Origin of the sequence: Lactiplantibacillus sp. B652 (assembly GCF_023806745.1) — a bacterium.
Lineage (GTDB): Bacteria > Bacillota > Bacilli > Lactobacillales > Lactobacillaceae > Lactiplantibacillus > Lactiplantibacillus pentosus.
On record NZ_JAMSKY010000003.1, the window covers coordinates 322,855 to 343,151 of the forward strand.

Annotated in this window: 18 protein-coding genes; 17 read left to right on the forward strand and 1 reads right to left on the reverse strand. The window is 47.7% G+C overall.

The window, feature by feature from the left end; all coding sequences use genetic code 11:
- Positions 1 to 3: 3 nt before the first annotated feature.
- From rpsA to MZO40_RS06355, 17 genes are all read left to right on the forward strand, one after another.
- A complete protein-coding gene (gene rpsA, locus MZO40_RS06275) occupies positions 4 to 1,290 on the forward strand; it encodes a 30S ribosomal protein S1 (protein ID WP_252133168.1) in 1,287 nt (428 codons plus the stop codon).
- Between the two features lie 137 nt (positions 1,291 to 1,427).
- The gene (gene der / locus MZO40_RS06280; protein WP_050338591.1) at positions 1,428 to 2,738 is read left to right on the forward strand and encodes a ribosome biogenesis GTPase Der; all 1,311 of its coding nucleotides are present in this window, start codon (positions 1,428 to 1,430) and stop codon (positions 2,736 to 2,738) included.
- Between the two features lie 250 nt (positions 2,739 to 2,988).
- Entirely contained in the window at positions 2,989 to 3,264 is a 276-nt protein-coding gene (locus MZO40_RS06285; RefSeq protein WP_003638844.1) for an HU family DNA-binding protein, read from the forward strand.
- A 206-nt stretch (positions 3,265 to 3,470) separates the two neighbouring features.
- Positions 3,471 to 4,739 carry a lipopolysaccharide assembly protein LapB gene (locus MZO40_RS06290; RefSeq protein ID WP_105961985.1) on the forward strand — a complete coding sequence of 423 codons (1,269 nt, stop codon included), beginning with the start codon at positions 3,471 to 3,473 and terminating at the stop codon, positions 4,737 to 4,739.
- A 116-nt stretch (positions 4,740 to 4,855) separates the two neighbouring features.
- Positions 4,856 to 5,653 carry a Cof-type HAD-IIB family hydrolase gene (locus tag MZO40_RS06295; RefSeq protein WP_105961986.1) on the forward strand — a complete coding sequence of 266 codons (798 nt, stop codon included), beginning with the start codon at positions 4,856 to 4,858 and terminating at the stop codon, positions 5,651 to 5,653.
- A 533-nt stretch (positions 5,654 to 6,186) separates the two neighbouring features.
- The gene (gene dapB, locus MZO40_RS06300) at positions 6,187 to 6,972 is read left to right on the forward strand and encodes a 4-hydroxy-tetrahydrodipicolinate reductase (protein ID WP_105961987.1); all 786 of its coding nucleotides are present in this window, start codon (positions 6,187 to 6,189) and stop codon (positions 6,970 to 6,972) included.
- Complete coding sequence (locus MZO40_RS06305; RefSeq protein ID WP_088771236.1) at positions 6,969 to 8,192, forward strand: CCA tRNA nucleotidyltransferase; 1,224 nt, start codon at positions 6,969 to 6,971, stop codon at positions 8,190 to 8,192. Before dapB ends, MZO40_RS06305 begins: the two co-directional genes overlap by 4 nt.
- 56 nt (positions 8,193 to 8,248) lie before the next feature.
- Positions 8,249 to 8,704 carry a hypothetical protein gene (locus MZO40_RS06310; protein WP_003638839.1) on the forward strand — a complete coding sequence of 152 codons (456 nt, stop codon included), beginning with the start codon at positions 8,249 to 8,251 and terminating at the stop codon, positions 8,702 to 8,704.
- Between the two features lie 817 nt (positions 8,705 to 9,521).
- Positions 9,522 to 11,441: an ABC-F family ATP-binding cassette domain-containing protein gene (locus MZO40_RS06315; protein ID WP_105961988.1), complete on the forward strand. Its 1,920-nt coding sequence runs from the start codon at positions 9,522 to 9,524 to the stop codon at positions 11,439 to 11,441.
- A gap of 12 nt (positions 11,442 to 11,453) precedes the next feature.
- A complete protein-coding gene (locus MZO40_RS06320) occupies positions 11,454 to 12,404 on the forward strand; it encodes a thymidylate synthase (RefSeq protein ID WP_088771238.1) in 951 nt (316 codons plus the stop codon).
- Between the two features lie 14 nt (positions 12,405 to 12,418).
- Positions 12,419 to 12,910, forward strand: coding sequence for a dihydrofolate reductase (locus MZO40_RS06325; protein ID WP_050338598.1), 492 nt, complete (start codon positions 12,419 to 12,421; stop codon positions 12,908 to 12,910).
- A 105-nt stretch (positions 12,911 to 13,015) separates the two neighbouring features.
- Positions 13,016 to 13,867, forward strand: coding sequence for a DegV family protein (locus tag MZO40_RS06330; RefSeq protein ID WP_050338599.1), 852 nt, complete (start codon positions 13,016 to 13,018; stop codon positions 13,865 to 13,867).
- 149 nt (positions 13,868 to 14,016) lie between these two features.
- Entirely contained in the window at positions 14,017 to 14,961 is a 945-nt protein-coding gene (locus MZO40_RS06335) for an SGNH/GDSL hydrolase family protein (RefSeq protein WP_105920072.1), read from the forward strand.
- A gap of 13 nt (positions 14,962 to 14,974) precedes the next feature.
- Positions 14,975 to 15,613: a YpmS family protein gene (locus MZO40_RS06340; protein WP_050338601.1), complete on the forward strand. Its 639-nt coding sequence runs from the start codon at positions 14,975 to 14,977 to the stop codon at positions 15,611 to 15,613.
- A 17-nt stretch (positions 15,614 to 15,630) separates the two neighbouring features.
- A complete protein-coding gene (locus tag MZO40_RS06345) occupies positions 15,631 to 15,852 on the forward strand; it encodes a YozE family protein (protein ID WP_050338602.1) in 222 nt (73 codons plus the stop codon).
- Between the two features lie 30 nt (positions 15,853 to 15,882).
- On the forward strand, positions 15,883 to 17,361 hold the full coding sequence (locus tag MZO40_RS06350) for a S41 family peptidase (RefSeq protein WP_105921433.1): 1,479 nt from the start codon (positions 15,883 to 15,885) through the stop codon (positions 17,359 to 17,361).
- Positions 17,362 to 17,698: 337 nt separating this feature from the next.
- On the forward strand, positions 17,699 to 19,174 hold the full coding sequence (locus tag MZO40_RS06355; protein WP_083202662.1) for an MFS transporter: 1,476 nt from the start codon (positions 17,699 to 17,701) through the stop codon (positions 19,172 to 19,174).
- Positions 19,175 to 19,351: 177 nt separating this feature from the next.
- Here MZO40_RS06355 and MZO40_RS06360 read toward each other — a convergent pair whose 3' ends face one another.
- Positions 19,352 to 20,278 (reverse strand): LysR family transcriptional regulator, encoded by a 927-nt coding sequence (locus MZO40_RS06360; protein ID WP_050338604.1) that lies wholly within the window; start codon positions 20,276 to 20,278, stop codon positions 19,352 to 19,354.
- Between the last annotated feature and the right edge of the window lie 19 nt (positions 20,279 to 20,297).

The window sequence follows — 20,297 nt, forward strand, 5'->3', positions numbered from 1 at the left end:
TGCATGAGTGAAAACGAAAATAGCCAAGATAAAAATGAACTTTTAGACGCTTTAAACAGCGTCGAAGAAGTAAACGTCGGTGACGTTGTTAAGGGTGAAGTCTTAGCAATCGACGACGACAAACAAGTAATTGTTGGTATCCAAGGTACCGGTGTTGAAGGGGTCGTTCCATTGAAGGAACTCTCAACACAACGGGTTGACGATGTCAACGAAGCCGCTAAAGTCGGTGATGTTTTAGACTTGGTTGTCATTTCTCGGATTGGCAGCGACAAGGAAAACGGCAGTTACTTACTGTCACATCGTCGGTTAGAAGCTCGCAAAGTTTGGGACGACGTTGAAAAAGAATACGAAGCAGGTCATACGATTAAAGCTCCGGTAACACAAGTTGTTAAGGGCGGGTTAGTCGTTGACGCTGGTGTTCGTGGCTTCATCCCTGCCTCAATGATTGATGATCATTACGTTGAAGATTTAAATGCCTACAAAGGTCAAGAACTTGAACTTAAGATTATTGAAATTGAACCTAGCGAAAATCGCTTGATCTTATCACACCGTGCGGTTGTTGAAAAGCAACGTGAAGCACAACGTGAAGAAGCTTTGAAGACTTTACAAGCTGGCGATGTTGTTGAAGGTAAAGTGGCTCGTTTGACGAACTTCGGTGCTTTCGTTGACCTTGGTGGCATTGATGGGTTAGTTCACGTTTCAGAAATTTCATACGAACGGGTTGAAAAGCCTGCTGACGTCTTGAAGGTTGGTCAAGAAGTTAAGGTTAAGATCTTATCTGTTGACGCTGACCGCGAACGGGTTTCACTTTCAATCAAAGCCACTTTACCAGAACCTTGGGATGGCATTGAAGAAAAAGCCCCTCAAGGTGCCGTACTTGACGGTAAAGTTAAGCGTTTGACGAGTTTTGGTGCCTTTGTGGAAGTCTTCCCTGGTGTTGAAGGGTTAGTTCATATTTCACAAATTTCACACCAACACATCGCAACGCCTAATGACGTGCTTAAAGTTGGTCAAGAAATCAAAGTTAAGGTCTTAGACGTTCGTCCAGACGAAAAGCGGTTAGCTTTATCAATTAAAGCTTTGGAAGAAAAGCCACAAACTGCTGACGATGATAACGAAAGCCAACCAGAACGTCGTAACAACAACCGTCGCCGCAACAACAACCGCGACAACCGGACTGCTAGCGAACGTTCAACGGCTAACGCTCCAGAAGAATCAACTGGATTTACTTTAGGTGATTTGATTGGTGACGAATTGAAGAACGCTGAAAACAACAATGATGAAAACTAATCATTGATTGGTTAAAAATACCCTTCAAGCTTGCCTTGAAGGATATTTTTTTAGGAACAGATTAATTGGGACGTTCCAGTTAATTGATGACTCGTACCGTCCTCGACGGCTATGAGGGCAAAGGAGGAATTAATACCATGGCAAAACCAGTTGTCGCAATTGTTGGTCGCCCTAACGTGGGTAAGTCGACCATTTTTAACCGTATTGCTGGTGATCGAATCTCGATCGTGGAAGACACGCCCGGGGTTACTCGTGACCGTATTTATGCCAATAGTGAATGGCTTGGGCAAGATTTCAGTTTGATCGACACGGGTGGGATCGATATTGACGATGCCCCGTTTATTAAGCAAATCACACAACAAGCCGAAATCGCGATTGACGAAGCTGACGTCATTATTTACTTGGTCAGCATCAAAGAAGGTGTCACGGATGCCGATGAGCACGTTGCCCAGATTTTGTATCGCTCTAACAAACCAGTCGTCTTAGCCGTCAATAAGGTCGATAATCCCGAATTACGGAGCGAAGTCTATGACTTTTACTCACTTGGGTTTGGCGACCCGTACCCAATCTCTGGGGCACACGGTCTTGGCTTAGGTGACTTGTTGGATGCCGTCATCAAGAACTTCCCTGAAAAGAGCGGTGAAGATGAACCTGGCACGATTCGGTTCAGTCTGATTGGCCGCCCCAACGTGGGTAAGTCCTCGATTGTCAACGCGTTGTTGGGTGAAGAACGGGTGATCGTCTCAGATGTTGCCGGGACGACCCGCGATGCCATTGATACGGCGTTTACGGATGAAGACGGCGACCGCTTCGTGATGGTCGATACGGCCGGAATTCGTAAAAAGGGTAAGGTCTACGAAAATACCGAGCGTTATAGCGTCATGCGGGCGCTAAAGGCGATTGATAATAGTGACGTGGCTCTATTCGTCATTAATGGTGAAGAAGGCATCCGTGAGCAAGATAAGCGGGTTGCTGGCTACGCCCATGAAGCGGGTAAAGCCATCGTGATCGTGGTCAACAAGTGGGATACGGTTAAAAAAGACAATCACACGATGCAAGAGTTTGAAGCTTACATCCGTGACCAGTTCGTTTATCTGAGCTACGCGCCAATCATCTTCGTGTCAGCTAAGACTAATCAGCGTTTGGCTCAACTGCCAGCACTGATCAAGAAGGTCAATACGAACCATATGCGTCGGATTCAATCATCCGTCTTAAATGATGTCATCATGGATGCGATTGCGATGAATCCAACGCCAAGTGATAACGGTAAGCGGCTCCGGGTCTACTATGCGACTCAAGTGGCGATTCAACCACCAACCTTCGTGGTCTTCGTCAATGACCCTGATATGATGCACTTTTCGTATGAACGTTTCTTGGAAAATCAGATTCGAAATGCGTTTGATTTTACCGGAACGCCAATCCATATGATCGAACGACGGCGTAAGTAGTCAAAAGCGCATAAGGTCGGCATTTTAGCACATTTTGAGATTGATGTAAATAAATATCACTTTTTTGCGATATTTTAGCTGAAAACGCTAAAAAAGCTTGCTATTAAGGCATTCCTATGCTATCTTTGATGAAGAAATGATGCTTGTTATCGTTTCTCTCATTTTTGGACCACTCAAAAATGATCATCTGGATCAACCGTGTTAAAAAGCGCAGTGATCCTTCACTCTGTAACGGGGAGGTGAATCAAACATGGCAAACAAAGCTGAATTAGTTAACAACGTTGCTGCGGCAACTAACTTAACGAAGAAAGACGCAACTGCTGCAGTTGACGCAGTCTTTGCATCAATCCAAGAAACCCTTGCAAAGGGCGAAAAAGTTCAACTGATCGGATTTGGTAACTTCGAAGTACGTGAACGTGCTGCTCGTAAGGGCCGTAACCCACAAACTGGTGACGAAATCCAAATTCCTGCAAGCAAAGTACCTGCATTTAAGCCAGGTAAAGCTTTAAAGGATGCAGTTAAATAATGCAGATCATTAATTGAAATGCAACCGGAAAAGTCAGTATAGCGACCGTTATACTGGCTTTTTTGGTGTCGTCTGCGTTATGATTATATGTCAGGTAAATCGACAGAACGGGTGGTCGAAATTAATGAGACCGACGTTCGCCTAAATAAAATTGAGTGACTAGTGGGCCGTTGGATGCGGCCGCACTAGTACAAAGGACGGGTGTAATGAGTTATTCAGAAAAAATGCTCGCAGCACTATCGAACGGGCAAATCGACACAGCCAAGAAACATTTTGCTTGGGCACTGCGCAAAGACGACGATGACACACTGTACAGTTTGGCTGAAGAATTATACGGACTGGGCTTTTTGAAGCAAGCTGAACGCACTTACAAAAAGCTGCTCGCTAAGTATCCCGATGAAGATGACTTGCGAACTAGTCTTGCAGACATTGCGATTGATGAAGATGATACGGACACGGCGCTGGATTATTTGCACCAAGTCAAGCCGGATTCACCAGCCTATGTGCAAGCACTACTGGTGGAAGCTGACTTGTATCAAACGCAAGAGTTGTTCGAAGTCAGTGAGCAAAAGTTGAAGGAAGCCTACGACTTGGCACCAGATGAACCCATCGTGGAATTTGCGTTAGCCGAATTTTACTTCTTGATTCGCAACTACCGCCAGGCGATCCGTTTTTACTTGGATTTGATCAAGCAGGGTGAGTTGGAAATCTCCAAAGTCAATCTGGTTGAACGTCTGGGGGTATCCTACGCGGAGTCCGGGCGTTTTGAACAAGCGGTCGGCTACCTTGAACAGATCAAACCGGCCAAGTTAACACCAGACAGTCAGTTTGAACTGGGCTTTACCTACCTGCAGCTGGGCGAACCGCAAAAAGCCATCGATATTTTTAATAAGTTACGGGAATCTGACGACCAGTATGCGTCACTGTATCCTTACTTAGCGCAAGCTCAAGAACAGCTGCATCAGCTTGATAAGGCGTTATTGACGCTGCAAGAAGGGTTAGCGGTCGACCAGTACAATGAGCAGTTGTACTTGCAAACGGCCCGCTTAGCCCTGAAATTGGACGATCAGGAGCTGGCTGAAAAGTACCTGCGCGAAGGCTTGAGTATTGACCCTGACAATTTGACGACCGTTTTGGAGCTCTCTAACTTGCTCGTTCAACGCGAACGGTATCAGGATAACGTCGATTTATTGGATCAATATCTACAAAGCAATGAGTTTGACCCGCAGTTTTACTGGAACTTAGCGATTTCAAACGATCGATTGGACAATTTACAAGCGGCCAAGGATAACTACGAGGCGGCTTATCCCTTCTTCGAACATAACAAGGACTTCCTCAAACCAGCCATTTACTTCTTCCGCGAAGCTGGGATGGCGGATTCTGCGGTGGCCGCCTTACGCAATTACTTGGTGATTGAACCAGACGATGGTGAAATGGTCGCGATGTTAGAAGATTACGAAGACCAGGGTTACTAGTTGAAAACACTTTCATTTTTGGTAGAATGAACTTAGTTGCGAATGTTTTCGTCGGTTGCTTCCATAGGATCGATGACTGATTCGTTTAGATTAAGTTAAGTGAGGAGCCAATTATCGTGAAAGTAGCCATCATTGCCACGGATTTAGACGGGACATTTTTAAGAGACGACCACCAGTTTGACCATCCGCGTTTTCAAGCTCAGTTAGACCAGATGAACGCGCAGGGTCAACACTTTGTTGTGGCCAGTGGAAACCAATTACAGCATTGTATCGACGTTTTTGATGGCATTCACGGCGAGCTGACCTACGTTGCCGAAAATGGCGGCCTGGTGATCGACAATCACGGCAAGGTCCTGGCTGAAAGTCTGATTGACTTGCCACTGTATCAAGAATTGTTGACCTTTGTCACCACTGAACCGGCATTAGCTGGAGCTGAGATCTCAGTTTCTGGCAAACAAGCCGCTTATATTCGACCACAGGATGATAGCCCACTGATGCGCTATTATCTGAGTCGGTTGCGGGTGGTGCCATCCTTGATGACGATTGACGACCATATTTATAAGGCGACGTTTAGCTGGCAAGACACGGATGCCAACGCTCACGCTGATCTGATTAATCGCCAGTTTGCGGGCCGACTGCGAGCGACGGTCAGTGGTGGTAACGGGCTAGATGTCATCCCACCACATGTCAATAAAGCGACCGGACTCGCGTATTTGCAGTCACACTGGCACATCAACGCCAGCCAGACGGCCGCTTTCGGCGACAATGGGAACGACCTAGAAATGTTGCACGAAGCCGATTACAGCTTTGCTATGCAGAACGCGATTGCACCGGTCAAGCGAACGGCGACCTATTTGACGCCCCATGACAATAATCATGATGGCGTCTTAGCGGCGATCGATACGTTGATTTAAACAATGCGGCTTTTAGATGCTTGTTTTATTGCGGCTAAACCGTGCGAAATCGTTGCCGACTCAGATAAGTTTTGGATTTTGATTTTCGAAGATGTCTGAAAATGCTGCTGCCCCTGATGTCGTTTGGAATTTCTGCAACCGTCGAGGCCTGACTTCGGCTTGCAAGATTAGAATATTGCGACATCCACATGGTCAACAAGGCAATATTAGTCCAATAAATCCTATTTAACAGTGATGATCCGGTCAAATGATGACTAGGTCACCACTGTTTTTTGATTTCTGGTGCCGCGATTTCAGGGCGCAAGTGGGATGCAAGTCGACGTTCTCGCGAGTGATAGACAATTCTACTGCCTAATTGTGCGATAGTCTGCTAAAATATAAGGGTATACGCGGTGGTGGATGCGTGAGTGGTGAAGGTGCCACTTGACTTGATTGGCACGCCAAAATAGCTCAGGTGTTGAGCAACTAGTATTTACGGCGTTTGAGCAACCAGCCACCGTGTCAGGTAGTTTAATCTTGAGGAGGAATTTATTGTGGTAAAAGTAATTGTTGCCGGCTACAAGGGTCGGATGGGTAGTACTGCTGCACAAATGGTGATCGATAATCCTGATTTTGAATTGGTTGGGGTCTATGACGCCCGCAGTAAGGACCAAAATTTGAATGAAGATGACCGTTTTAAGAGCCAAGACGTCCCAGCTTTTCATGACTTAGACCAAATCAAGACCGATGCAACGGTGTGGATCGACTTTACGATTCCAACTGCGGTCTATGAAAATGCCAAGTTTGCGCTCAATCATGGCATTTCACCAGTGATTGGGACAACCGGGATGACCGACGAACAAGTCGCAGACCTACAAAAATTGGCTAAAGAAAAACAAGTCGGTGGTTTGATTGCACCCAACTTCGGCATCAGTGCCGTCTTATTGATGCAATTTGCCCAACAAGCGGCTAAGTACTTCCCAGATGTTGAAATCATTGAAATGCACCATGATGACAAAATCGATTCCCCAAGTGGGACGGCCATCAGTACCGCCAAGAAGATCGCGGAAGTGCGCAAGCCTAAGCAACAAGGCAATCCTGACGCCACCGAAACGTTACCAGGGGCGCGTGGTGCGGAATACGAAGGCATGCGGATTCACGCTGTCCGGTTACCAGGACTCGTTGCGCACGAAGAAGTGATGTTTGGTGGCCCAGGTGAAGGCTTGACGATTCGCCAAGATTCCTTTGACCGGATCTCATTTATGACCGGGGTCAAAGTTGCGGTTGAAAAGGTCAACCAGTACCACGAACTCTTCGTTGGTTTGGAGCACTTACTATGATTTTGACGCAATTACCAGCAGCGTTTCAAGAAGCTAAGCCAATCATTGAAACAATTGAAGCGGCTGGTTTTGAAGCGTACTTCGTTGGTGGCTGTGTCCGCGATACGATTCTCGGCAAGCCACTGCATGACGTCGATATTGCGACTAGTGCTTTTCCAGCCGAGGTCAAACAACTGTTTAAGCGCACCGTCGATACCGGTATTGAGCACGGGACCGTCATGATTTTAGACCACGGTAACGGCTATGAGACGACCACGTTTCGAACTGAGTCGGGCTACCAGGATTTTCGGCGTCCGGACCAAGTGACGTTTGTGCGTTCACTAAAAGAAGACCTGAAGCGCCGTGATTTTACGATTAACGCGCTGGCGATGACGGCCAAGGGTGAAGTGATTGATTTATTCGATGGCTTGGCTGACTTAAAACGTGGCGTACTGCGGGCCGTGGGTGTCGCGGAAGAACGCTTTCATGAAGACGCGTTGCGGATGATGCGGGCGGTCCGCTTTGCTAGCCAGCTGGATTTTGCCATCGAGCCCCAAACGCAACAAGCAATCACCGATAATGCGGCCTTACTCACAAAGATTGCCGTCGAACGGACCCGTGTGGAATGGGAGAAGTTACTAATGGGACAGCATCCCGATGCCGGGTTGAAAAGCTTGCTGACGACCGGGTTGTACCAGTACATGCCAATGATGGCGGCCCAAAAGCCGATGTTACAACAACTACTAGCGCTACCAGATTGGCATTTATCGACGATTGAGAGCGTCTGGACCTTGTTGAGTTGGCAAATGCAGCTGCGTGATGCCTCGGCGATTCGCCACTTATTAAAGACTTGGAAGACGAGCAATGAGTTGATCAGCCACGTCACAGCCGCTGTCAACGCGCTCAACGCCTTAGAACGGTCTGGTCGACTAACGTCCGAGGAAAACTTCTACACTGGCTTAGACGCGCTAACAACGGCCAATCAGGTGGCAACTATATTAGGTTTCGGCCAGGATCAAGCTCAGTTAGCCCAATCGTATGCCAGTCTACCGATTCATGATAAGCATGAATTAGCAGTTAATGGCGGTGATTTGTTGAAGGCGAAGCTGGTGACACCGGGACCGATGATGGGGTCGATTTTGGCTACTTGTTTGCAGGCCGTCATCACTGGAAAAGTTGAAAATCAGCAAGACGCTTTGCTTGATTTTGCACGGATGGTAGCGGATTCAAAAAACCATTGATATTTTCTATGAATCTGTTACGATTAAAGTGAAACTAATTCAATGAGGTGATTTAAATGGAACGAGCATTAGAAGCATTGAAATTTCATTTTCGGAATGGTGACACTTGGACGGTGCATCATCAAGATATCTCCGACCTGTGGATTGGCCGTGTAACGACGAGTTACGGCCGTATCAAGGGTGGTCACATGACGATCATTCATCCTTGCAAGTCCTTCAAAGCTGAATTCAAGCCAGATGCCGACGCAATCGACCCTGAAACGACCCAATTGTCTTCTGTGACAAGTGGGATGTTCGAACGGGTGACCCATTACCAAGATATTGAAAAAATCGATATTTTATTTGGTGACGAACGGGGTAGTGAACAAATCTACCTCCCATTCAAGCCACGGGATGCAGACGGTATCGACAACATTTATCAAACCAGTTCATTAGCCAGCGACGGCAAGTTACACTTAGTTGTCGATGACGAACGGACCGTCTTTGATGTTTATGGTGACCGGAACAAGTAAGCGCTGGTGCCAAATAAATTAATTGAACGTTGAAGTAGCTGCCTTAGGAGACAATTTCCTAGGGCGGCTATTTTTGTCCTGATCATTTGTTGTGAGGCATGATTAAAAGGCGTTAGTTCTTAAGCTCAAAGGCCACCAGCTCAGACCCACTGGAAACAAGGAGAACTTTGCGTAAACTTGTAGTGCTTGGTTCGTCTTACGCCAGCTTCCAGGCTTTTATGACAACGCTGGAACGCGATAGACACAGACTTGAGCCGACAACCCACGTCTTAAATACTGGTATTCCACGTTCTATGCAATATTGCCGAAATGTGTTCGGGTCAGACTGAGACTCCCGGTTAGCTACGCCAGAACGCCAAGCGGAAATTCACCGCTTAACGCTCTAGCTAGGCTAATCCTCAGTCCCAACGTCTGATTCTCACAGGCTATGAGCCGCTGAGCATTGTTAGAAACGCCTTCCAGCTGGGATGGTATTTGAAAGGCGAGCACGTGCGGACCCAACGATGAATGAAATGCTCACTATTACTTGATAACCATAACGCTGCCTTTGAACTGTGAGACTAGTTCCTGATAACTTCCTAGCTATCTTACTCGATGGAATATTAACATTACTGCATATTGTCAGCCAGCCCCGGAAGTCGGAATCGGACGCGCATTGGCTGACGAACAGTAAACCAACCAATCGGGCCTTTCAACCATGATTCATGTCACTCAGCTTTTCAAAATATTAATCGGATTTGCGCGTTTGTCAGTTGTGTTTTAGGCCAATTCTAGCTAAGATAGAACTTAATGATGTAAAAAAGGGTGGATCGTGAGAATGCAAACTTTAAGAGCAGAAAATCTGACCCGAACTTATGGTGAGAAGACGTTATTTCATGATATTTCGTTTATTGTGAATGAACATGACCGGATTGGTGTCATTGGCGTTAACGGGTCCGGGAAGACGAATTTATTAGACGTATTAGCGGGCGTGACGGCACCAGAAGCTGGTCAGCTGATCATGCCAAAGAATTATACGATCGGTTATTTAAAACAAAAACCAGAACTGGATGAAAATTTAACGGTGATCGATGCCGTTTTGGCTGGTAGTCAGCAAGTCTTTCGGACGATTCGGCACTACGAGCAAACGCTCGCGGTCTATGCCGACCATCCAGAAGACCCCGCTGCGCAAAAAGCATACGTGGCCGCTGAAGACCAGATGAATCAGGAAGACGCGTGGACGGCGGAAAGTGATGTCAAAACGATTTTGACCCAGTTGCACATTACGGATTTGACGAAGACGATCAAACAGATGTCCGGGGGTCAGCAGAAGCGGGTCGGCCTGGCACAGGTTTTGATTCAATCGCCAGATTTACTGTTGCTAGACGAACCGACCAACCACCTCGATTTTGATTCGATCGAATGGCTAGAAAGTTACTTGGCGAGCTATAAAGGCGCACTGATCGTCGTGACCCATGACCGGTATTTCTTAGATCAGGTCGCTAATCAGATGTTTGAGCTCTCGTTTGGCGAGCTGCACAAGTACACTGGAAACTACCAAGACTTCGTGCAAGCCAAAGCTGAACGGGTCGCCCGCGATGTGTTGGCCGAACATAAGCAGCAACAGCTGTATAAAAAGGAACTGGCCTGGATGCGCGCCGGTGCGCCTGCCCGGAGTACCAAACAGCAGGGCCGTATCAATCGGTTCAACGATTTAAAGGACAATTTGAATACCTTACAAGTTGATGGTGATGTTGACATTTCGTTGGGGCAACAACGGCTTGGTAAAAAGGTAATCGAGTTAAAAGATGCCAGTCTCCAATTTGACCAACAGACGATTCTGGACCACTTTTCCATGTTGATTCAGGCCAATGACCGAATCGGAATCACTGGGATCAATGGTGCCGGCAAGTCCAGCCTGTTAAACGTGATTGCTGGGCGTTTACCACTAGACAGCGGTACGGTGACGATTGGTGAAACGGTCAAAATGGCCTATTACACGCAACAGACCGAACCGATTCCAGGTGATAAACGGATCATCAATTACTTGCAGGACGTCGGTGAGACGGTGCTCAACAAACAGGGTGAACACGTGTCAGTAACCGAATTGTTAGAGGAATTCCTCTTTCCACGGTCAATGCACGGAACGTTGATCCGCAAGCTCTCTGGTGGTGAACAGCGGCGGTTATATTTGCTGAAATTATTGATGCAACAACCAAACGTGTTACTACTGGATGAACCGACCAATGATCTGGATATTGGGACGTTGACCGTCCTTGAAAATTACCTGGATGACTTTGCCGGCACCGTCATTACCGTTTCACATGACCGGTACTTCCTGGATAAAGTCGGCACGAAGCTCCTGATTTTTGATGGTCAAGGACATATTGAACGGTACGCGGGGCGTTTCTCAAGTTATTTGAAGGACCAAAAAGCGGCCAGTGCGGATGCCTCAAAGTCGCACACGAAGTCCAGTTCAGCCAAGTCAACTAGCGCTGCTGATAAGGAACCATCATCCGCCGCGGCACCTAAGCAAAAAGTAAAATTGACGTATGCTGAACAGTTAGAATATGACAAGATTGAAGAAGTCATTGAAGAACTTGACAGCCATAAGAGTGAGATTGAAGAAGCGATGGCCGCTAATGCCAGTGATTACGGCAAGTTAGCGGACTTACAAAAAGAACTGACCAAAACCGAGCAGACCATTGATGAGAAGATGGAACGTTGGGATTACCTCAGTCAGTACGCAGAAGCCTGAAAGGATGATCGCATGTTAGAAGATAGTTATTTACAACTCGCGCGCACCATTTTAGAACATGGCACGTACAAGGATGACCGTACCGGAACTGGGACTTACAGTATTTTCGGTTATCAGATGCGCTTTGATTTGAGTCAGGGCTTCCCATTACTGACGACTAAAAAGGTGCCGTTTGGGTTGATCAAAAGTGAATTGTTATGGTTCTTACACGGTGACACGAACATTCAATATTTGTTAAAACACCACAATCATATCTGGGACGAATGGGCCTTTAAGAATTGGGTCACGAGTGCCGATTATGATGGCCCGGACATGACGAATTTTGAACATCGGCGGTTGGATGATCCGGCGTTCGCACCGGTTTATCAAGCCCAAATGAAAGCTTTTGATGACCAAATCGTGAACGACGATGCCTTTGCGGCCAAATTTGGTAACTTAGGTGACGTGTACGGTGCGCAGTGGCGTCATTGGCAAACACGGCAAGGGTCGACGATCGACCAAATCGCCAATGTCATCGATATGATCAAGACGCATCCTGATTCACGCCGTCTGATCGTTTCGGCGTGGAACCCAGAAGACGTGCCAAGTATGGCGTTGCCACCTTGTCACACGCTGTTCCAGTTTTATGTCGCGGATGGCAAACTCTCTTGTCAGCTCTACCAACGTTCAGGAGACGTCTTCTTAGGGGTGCCGTTTAACATTGCGAGTTATGCGCTGTTGACCCATCTGATTGCGAAGGAGACTGGACTAGAAGTCGGCGAGTTCGTGCATACGTTGGGGGACGCCCATATTTATACCAACCACATCGAACAAATCAAGACGCAGTTGGCCCGGCAACCCAAACCGGCACCACAGTTAGTTCTAAATGGTGCGCATACCAGTATTTTCGATTATCAGATGAGCGATATTAAGTTAGAAGGCTATGACCCCGCACCGGCCATTAAAGCGCCGGTTGCGATTTAGGAGGCTGGTTGACGATGATTGCTTTGATCTGGGCGGAGGACCAAAATGGCCTGATTGGCAAGCAGGGCCAGTTACCTTGGCACCTGCCAGCGGACATGCACCGTTTTAAAACGTTGACGACAGGACACCACGTGGTGATGGGACGCAAAACTTTTATGGGATTCAAACGCCCGTTGCCACACCGGACAAACTGGGTCCTGTCGCAACAGTCGGACCTCGCATTGCCGGCGGGGGTGCAACAACTGACTGATTTGGCGGCCTTAAAGGACCTGGCCGCCAAAAATCCGGATGAACTGATTTTCGTCATTGGAGGCGCGGTGGTCTTTCAGGCCGTGCTGCCAATTGCGGACTATCTCTATCGGACGCGTATCAACGCGCGTTTTGACGGTGACACTTGGATGCCTGCGATCGACTATTCGCAGTGGCAACTCGTCACTAAGCAGGTTGGAACGGTGGACGACAAAAACCGTTATCCGTATGAATTTGACGATTTTCGCCGCCGTTAATTCAGCGCGAATCGTGAAAGTCAAGCAGATTTCTGCTATACTGAAAGCATTAATTTATTGTAACGATTTTATTAACGTTACAAGTATAAGAAAGCGTGGCAAAGTATGACGAAAATCAAGATTGTGACCGATTCTTCGGCAAATTTGACGGATGCCGAGGTAAAAAAATACGATATTACCGTGATTCCGTTAACTGTCATGATCGATGGCACTATTTACGTGGAAGATGAAACCATCACACGTGAGGAATTTATTAGCAAAATGGCAACGGCCAAGTCCTTGCCTAAGACGAGTCAGCCCGCGCTGGGAACGTTTATTGAAACTTTTGACAAGTTAGGTGCGGATGGCTCAAGCGTGATTTGCATCAACATGCTCGAAGCGATTTCAGGAACGGTTCACACCGCAGAACAGGCCGCATCGATTACCAAGACCGATGTAACGGTGATTGATGCGCGCACCACGGACCGGGCGTTGGCCTTTCAAGTGATTGCTGCAGCCAAGTTGGCCCAGGATGGTGCTGACAAGCAGACGGTTATTGATCAAATCCACGCCACTCAGGCCCACACCAAGTTATTTATGGGTGTGATGACGCTCAATAACTTAGTTGCCGGTGGCCGTATCAGTCGTTTGACCGGGGCAATCAGTACGTTACTGAACGTGAAAATTGCGCTCGAAGTTGACGATGGCACTTTAGATGTGAAGATGAAGGGCCGTGGCGTCAAAGCGATTAATAAGTTTTTTGATAAAGTTCTTGAAGATATTATTGCGACACCGAACGTGGTGGAAGTCGCAATCTCACACGTTGGTGCGACGGAACGCGTTGAAGAATATAAGGCGCGCTTGCAAGCCGCTTTACCAAGCTTACGGGTCAGCGTTCAACCAACAGTACCGATCATCGCAACCCATGGTGGTCCGGGCGCTTTTGCGGTGGAATATCATACCCAGGCACCAGCTTAAAGTTAACGAAGGCTTACAGACGACCTGTCTGCGAGTGCTAACGGTAAATGGTGATCGTCCCAGTTTGGGGATGATGACCATTTTATTGTTTTAGGGGTAAGTTGTCAGCCAATCGTTCAAATAACCAGTGTCAGAAAGGTTGGAGGTTCATGTCCAAAATTAAAGAAACCATCAAAGTCGTACTGGTGGTTGCAGTTCTCGCGGTGGCCGTCTTTTTCGGGGTCAACTACTTGATGCATCCGCACGACGAGGCCACTACGACCAAGCCCACGACGACTAAAAAAGCCACGCAAAAAACGACCCCGCACAAGAGCAGTATCAACCTCGTGGCAGTCGGGGATTCATTGACAGAAGGGGTCGGTGATGAATCCGAAGGCGGCTATGTCGGTCAGATCAAGCAGACGTTAGCCAAGAAACAAGATTTGACGGTCAAAACGACCAATGCCGGTAAATCCGGTGACCGCAGTGACCAGATTTTGGCGCGAATCAATAAGTCTAAAGCGTTGCAACAAAAAATTGCTAAGGCCGACGTTTTAACAGTGACGGTCGGTGGTAATGACTTGTTGCAGACGTTGGAAGGATCGATCACGTCGAATAATACGGCCAAGAACAATGCCACGGTCGCCAAGGCGCAGACCTTGTATGCCACGAAGCTGACGAAACTGTTTAATAAATTACAAAGTTTGAATGGATCAGCGTCGATTTTTGTCTTTAGCATCTATAATCCAATTTATGTGAACTTCCCGAATGTGACGTCGATCACCCACTATATCAGTCAGTGGAATGATCAGACGCAGACGACGGTCAGTCAATATAAGCATACTTATTTTATGGATATTAATTGGACGATGTCACATGGTCAGTACAAGACGGCCGCGCAAATTCGCAAGTTGAAGCGAGCAGCCAGTGCCACAACGCTGACGAGTCTCACGAGTGCGAAGGCCATCAATGGCGCGTTGGCGACGGAGAATAAGACCAATGACCTGATTTCGACGAGTGATAATTTCCATCCGAATAAACGGGGTTATCGGGTCTTCACGTCGAAGCTGTACCAGACGATGATGACGCACGATGCCTGGTTACTTAAAAAATAAAGGAGGAATTGAGATGCGGGAAGCACAACACACCAAAACGACGAGTCCGAAGCCGCCCAAGTCGACGGGGCCCGTCAATATTTGGAAATGGGTCGCAATCGTGTTGATTGCCTTAATTATTGGGACCGGCGCTTACGTTGGAACGCAAGTGTTTCGGTCACCAAGTGAAAGTACCAGTTTGACCACCAGCCGTAATGACGCCGCTAGTGTACCAATCACCATGAATCGCAAGCAATTGAACGCCTTAGCGAGCTACTATCTAGCCGACTTACAAAAGGGGCAAGACATGAAGTATCGCTTCGTTGTCCGGTCCACGGGTGCCTACCTGTTAGGGACGACCAAAGTATTAGGTCAGGATGTTTCGTTTGTGATTACCATGAAGCCGAGCGTGATCGATGATGGTAATATTTCACTGAAAGCCACGAACTTGTCGGTCGGCACAATGTCGTTGCCAATCAGCTTCGTTATTAATTACATCAATAATAATTACAAAACGCCTAAGTGGGTCAAGTTGAATGCCAAGAGTAAGACGATCGACCTGTATTTGAATAAACTGGTCGGTAAACACGATGTTCGTTATAGTGTTGATAAGCTTGACTTGAAGAACGACCAGTTCAAGTTTGAAATGCACATTCCAAAAACTAGTGATTAAGAAGATGAGGTGAATACATGCACAAAACATTTTATACGTTTTTGATGACCCAACGGAACCCTGATAGTACCGATGCGATTGCTGAATTTGCGAACAATGCGTTTCTGGATCAGTCGTTTCCGAAGCAGAGCAAGGATTTTCATGAGGTCTCTCAATATTTAGAATTGAACGCGGGTTACCTGCCTTCAATGACGATATTTGATGATGCGTGGCAAGCCTATCTCGCAAGTGAAGCATAAATTTATTCGTAGGAAAGAGGACGTTCGGTTATGTCAGAGGAACCCAAACAAACCAATCCGCATTTGAAAAAAACACCGCGGCCCAAACGACGCGTCGGCTTATGGACTTACATTATTTCCATCGTCGTTGCGCTCGGGATCGGGGTTGGCGGAACGTACTGGTTGATTGGTCGGCAAGTTAATGCCCAACTCAGCAGTATGCAACAGACTAGTAAGGCAATGAAAAAGATTGAATCGGTCTACGAGACCATCAATCAAAATTATTATAAACCGGTCAATGCCAACAAGTTGGCGAATGGTGCCATCAACGGGATGGTCAATTCTTTAGGAGATAAATTCTCCGAGTACATGGATAAGAGTGAGACCGAGAGCCTGAACGACACCATCGATAGCTCATTTTCTGGGATTGGGGCTCAGGTTCAAAAGTCCGGCAATTATGTTCAAATTATCTCGCCAATTGCCGGTACCCCTGCCAAGAAGGCCGGTTTAAAGCCTAAGGATATCATCAAGGCGGTCAATGGTAAGTCTGTTTCTGGCAAGACATTGACACAAGCGGTCAATATGATGCGCGGTAAAGTTGGCACGACCGTTAAATTGACGATTGAACGCAGCGGACAGACCTTCACAGTGAGCCTGAAGCGGGCCAAGATTCCGGTGACGACCGTTGACTACAAGCTCGTCGGCGGTAGCAAGAAGATCGGCTACATCACCGTCTCGACTTTCTCGACCAATACGGCCAAAGAATTCAAGACTGCATTGAAGGCTCTCGATAAGAAGGGCGCCAAGAAGTTAGTTATCGATATGCGTGGGAACCCCGGTGGTTTGATGACGGCAGCGCTCAAGATGGCCTCTATCTTCCTGAAGAACGGGAAGACTATCATGCAAGTCGAAGCACGGGACGGTTCAACTGAGAAGTACACCGCTTCTAAGAAGTATGACGGTGGCTTTAAGGAGACCAAACCAACGACCGTTTTGATCGACGGTGGGAGTGCCTCGGCTGCAGAAATCTTCTCGGCCGCCTTGCACCAGTCTGCTGGCGTTAAATTAGTTGGTTCACAGTCCTATGGTAAAGGGACGGTCCAAACAGTCACGACCTTTAGCGATAAGACCGAAATGAAGATTACCGTTGCCAAGTGGCTCACGCCGAATGGCACGTGGATCAACAAGAAGGGCTTGACGCCGGATGTCAAAGCGGATGAACCAAGTTATGCTAGTTTGACGGTCATCAGTAAAGTGAGTGACTTGCAAGCAGATAAGGTCAACAGTAACGTCAAGACGTTCCAGAAGTACTTGCAAGCGTTAGGTTACTTCAAGGGAACGGTCAACGGTTACTTCGGTGATTCCACCACGGCAGCTGTCAAACAATATCAGAAGCACGCAAAGTTGAGTGCCACTGGTAAAGTTGACAAGCAGACGTTGACGAAGATTGAAACTGAATTAGCAAATAAAATCAGCGACAACGACCGCGCCTATGATGCGGCCATGAAGTTGATCGAAAAAACGAATTAATTTAGAAACCAAGCTTGGGCTTTTCCGGGCTTGGTTTTTATTTAGCTGTGTGTTTGGACACGCGCGCTTCATTTATTGGTGAGCAATGGACTTCATGATCGGATTTACTGCTAAGCTCAGCGCAGTGAATCGTTTTTAAGACTACGAGCAGCAAGCAATTCAAATTCTGTTCGTAAAAAGACCGTTTGGGGCTTGCCAGGGGATGGGGGGCAAGCGGTATACTAGAAAGCGTACGTTAATTTGCAGGCGCGTATTTTCGGATACCGCCTGTTTTTTGCGGGAAATTACAGGTCACCACAGCGGTTACGGTGGTGACGGCATAGAAAGAAGTCTTTTTGTGAATCGACGCGCCATTTATTTTGTTCAAGGGGCCCTCTTACTCTCAAACGTGATGGCCGGAATCGATAGTACTAACGTGAATACGGCGTTACCCGCCATTATCGCGGATTTGCACGGGTTGCGATTGATGGCCTGGATCGTGGCCGTCTTCCTGCTTGGAACGGCTGTCTCCACTTTGATTTGGTCGAAGTTGGGCGAGCGGTTAGGGAATAAACGGGCCTACCAGATGACGACTAGCCTGTTTATCGTTGGCTCGTTGTTACAAGGTCTCGCACCTAATATCTGGTTCTTGATTATTGCCCGTGGTATCGCCGGGCTGGGTAACGGTGGGATGATCTCACTGCCATACATTATGTACGCGGATATTTTTAAGGATCCGCGCGAACGGATGCGGGCACTGGGCTTGGTCTCAGCTTGCTTTAGCATGGCAACGATCATTGGGCCAATGGTCGGCGGGGTGATCGTCGATGTTTGGTCCTGGCACTGGATCTTTTATCTAAACGTGCCGATTGGAATCTTATCGGCCGTGCTGTTGCAGATCTTCTATCAGGAACCCAAACGGCAACATAACTTGCAGCCGATGGATCGCGCCGGTGCGTTATTGATGGCAGTCGGCATCATCAGCCTGCTTGGTGGCATCGAATTGATTGGGATGGTCTCACTCTGGATCGTGGCAATCGTCATCGTGGCGGCGCTGGTCATACTTGGCAGTTTAACAATTGTTGAGCGGCGAGCAGTCGATCCGGTCATTCCTGGCCGACTGTTTAAAAACAGCCCCTTAGTGGTCGACTTCGTCTTATTCGTGCTCATTTGGGGTGCGTTCGTGGCCTTTTTGACCTATAGTCCTATGTGGGCGCAGGGCTTGCTTGGAACGTCGGCATTAATTGGGGGTGCCACGCAGATTCCGAGCGCCTTTGCCAATTTTGGCGGCAGTGAGTCGGTACCGCGGATGCGGCGGCGTTTGACCCCGCATCAGGTCTTGACGATTAATATTATTATTTTAACGCTGACCTTCGTCCCATTGATGCTTGGTGGTGTCAAATTACCATACTGGGTCTTGCTTTTGGCTGGCTTTTTCGAAGGTTGGGGCAACGGGGCTTGCTTTAATGAGCTACAAGTTAAAGTGCAAGTTGATGCGGATCAGCGCGATATTCCAGTTGCGACCTCTTTTAGCTATTTAATTCGAATGCTGAGCCAGACCTTTACGACGGCCATCTTTGGTTTAATCATGAACCAAGCCTTAGCTAGTGGTGTCGCCCGTTCCGATGGCAAAATCACCATGGCGATGATGAATCAGCTCAGTGATGCGAGTCGCGCCGGACGGTTGCCTGCCAACCTCGTCCCGATGATGCGCCAGATTCTGCATACTGGACTACAGAATATCATGATTCTAGCGTTTGGGCTGATGATTGCCGCCTTAGTCCTGAATCTGTGGGCGCAACGGCGAGAAGCACGGCGGCAGGCAGAAGCGTGATATCCCTGAATAACGCGCAGCGAATTATGTCGTGACTAGTCGTGTGTTTCGATGAAACGATGCTAGATTATAAAAGGACCTTCCAGGTGGGAGGTCCTTTTATAATCCGTGGTGAATTCGCGGTAGCCTGCTGCATTAAGTCCCCATTTGCGTTGCCCCGAGGCTAAAAATTGGCATCTAATCATCAAAAACGTCGAACCCATACCCCCGAATATGCTGCTTCAGCAGTGCCAAGTAGCGTTGGGCCGTCGCACTCAATTCGATTTTTTTATGCCGCAGATAGCCCAGCGTCATGGCATCGTCGACTTTGAGCGGAATGGCGACGATTTTTTCGTCATTGAGTTCGCTACTAATGATTCCCGAGCTGATGGTGTAGCCGTTTAAGCCGACCATCAGATTAAAAATCGTGGCGCGGTCACTGATGCGGATGTGCTTTTTGTGCGGCAAGGTGCTGAGAATTTCTTCTGAGAAATAAAATGAGCTGGTGTCGCCCTGCTCATAAGAGAGATAGGGGTAATCTTGAAGGTCGGCCAGCGTCAAGGTCTTTTTGCGCGTCAGCGGGTTGTCGCGCCCCACAAAGACGTGCGGGTGTGCTTCAAAGAGTGGGACGAACTGTAGGTCTTTTTCGGCAATCAGGCGGCTCAGGACGGTCCGGTTGAATTGATTGAGGTAAATGACGCCGAGTTCGCTCTTCAGCGTCTGGACGTCATTGAGCACGTTTTCGGTTTCCGTCTCGCGCAGGGTAAACTGGTAGGTATCGCCACCAATTTCTTTGACTAGTTGGACAAAGGCGTGAACGACGAAGGCATAGTGCTGGGCAGACACACTGAAGATTCGCTTGCGAACGGTCCCCTGACCAAAATGCTCATTGAGCAGGTTGACTTGGTCGAGTACGCTGCGCGAATAGTTGATAAATTCGCGGCCAGCATCCGTTAACGTGATTCCGGTCTTGCTACGATAAAACAACTGGACTTGATATTCCCGTTCCAGTTCTTTCATCGCTTGCGAGAGTGACGGCTGACTGATAAATAACTGTTTGGCAGCCTCGTTGATCGAGCCAGTGGCCGCAATCTTTTCTAAGTATTTTAATTGTTGGATTCGCATGTCAGGGTAACCTCCTTGA

Excerpts from the sequence above, each read along its gene's own strand:
- rpsA (WP_252133168.1), top strand. The coding sequence starts at position 4 with ATGAGTGAAAACGAAAATAGCCAAGATAAAAATGAACTTTTAGACGCT.
- der (WP_050338591.1), top strand. The coding sequence starts at position 1,428 with ATGGCAAAACCAGTTGTCGCAATTGTTGGTCGCCCTAACGTGGGTAAG.
- MZO40_RS06285 (WP_003638844.1), top strand. The coding sequence starts at position 2,989 with ATGGCAAACAAAGCTGAATTAGTTAACAACGTTGCTGCGGCAACTAAC.
- MZO40_RS06290 (WP_105961985.1), top strand. The coding sequence starts at position 3,471 with ATGAGTTATTCAGAAAAAATGCTCGCAGCACTATCGAACGGGCAAATC.
- MZO40_RS06305 (WP_088771236.1), top strand. The coding sequence starts at position 6,969 with ATGATTTTGACGCAATTACCAGCAGCGTTTCAAGAAGCTAAGCCAATC.
- MZO40_RS06310 (WP_003638839.1), top strand. The coding sequence starts at position 8,249 with ATGGAACGAGCATTAGAAGCATTGAAATTTCATTTTCGGAATGGTGAC.
- MZO40_RS06315 (WP_105961988.1), top strand. The coding sequence starts at position 9,522 with ATGCAAACTTTAAGAGCAGAAAATCTGACCCGAACTTATGGTGAGAAG.
- MZO40_RS06320 (WP_088771238.1), top strand. The coding sequence starts at position 11,454 with ATGTTAGAAGATAGTTATTTACAACTCGCGCGCACCATTTTAGAACAT.
- MZO40_RS06325 (WP_050338598.1), top strand. The coding sequence starts at position 12,419 with ATGATTGCTTTGATCTGGGCGGAGGACCAAAATGGCCTGATTGGCAAG.
- MZO40_RS06330 (WP_050338599.1), top strand. The coding sequence starts at position 13,016 with ATGACGAAAATCAAGATTGTGACCGATTCTTCGGCAAATTTGACGGAT.
- MZO40_RS06335 (WP_105920072.1), top strand. The coding sequence starts at position 14,017 with ATGTCCAAAATTAAAGAAACCATCAAAGTCGTACTGGTGGTTGCAGTT.
- MZO40_RS06340 (WP_050338601.1), top strand. The coding sequence starts at position 14,975 with ATGCGGGAAGCACAACACACCAAAACGACGAGTCCGAAGCCGCCCAAG.
- MZO40_RS06345 (WP_050338602.1), top strand. The coding sequence starts at position 15,631 with ATGCACAAAACATTTTATACGTTTTTGATGACCCAACGGAACCCTGAT.
- MZO40_RS06350 (WP_105921433.1), top strand. The coding sequence starts at position 15,883 with ATGTCAGAGGAACCCAAACAAACCAATCCGCATTTGAAAAAAACACCG.
- MZO40_RS06360 (WP_050338604.1), bottom strand. The coding sequence starts at position 20,278 with ATGCGAATCCAACAATTAAAATACTTAGAAAAGATTGCGGCCACTGGC.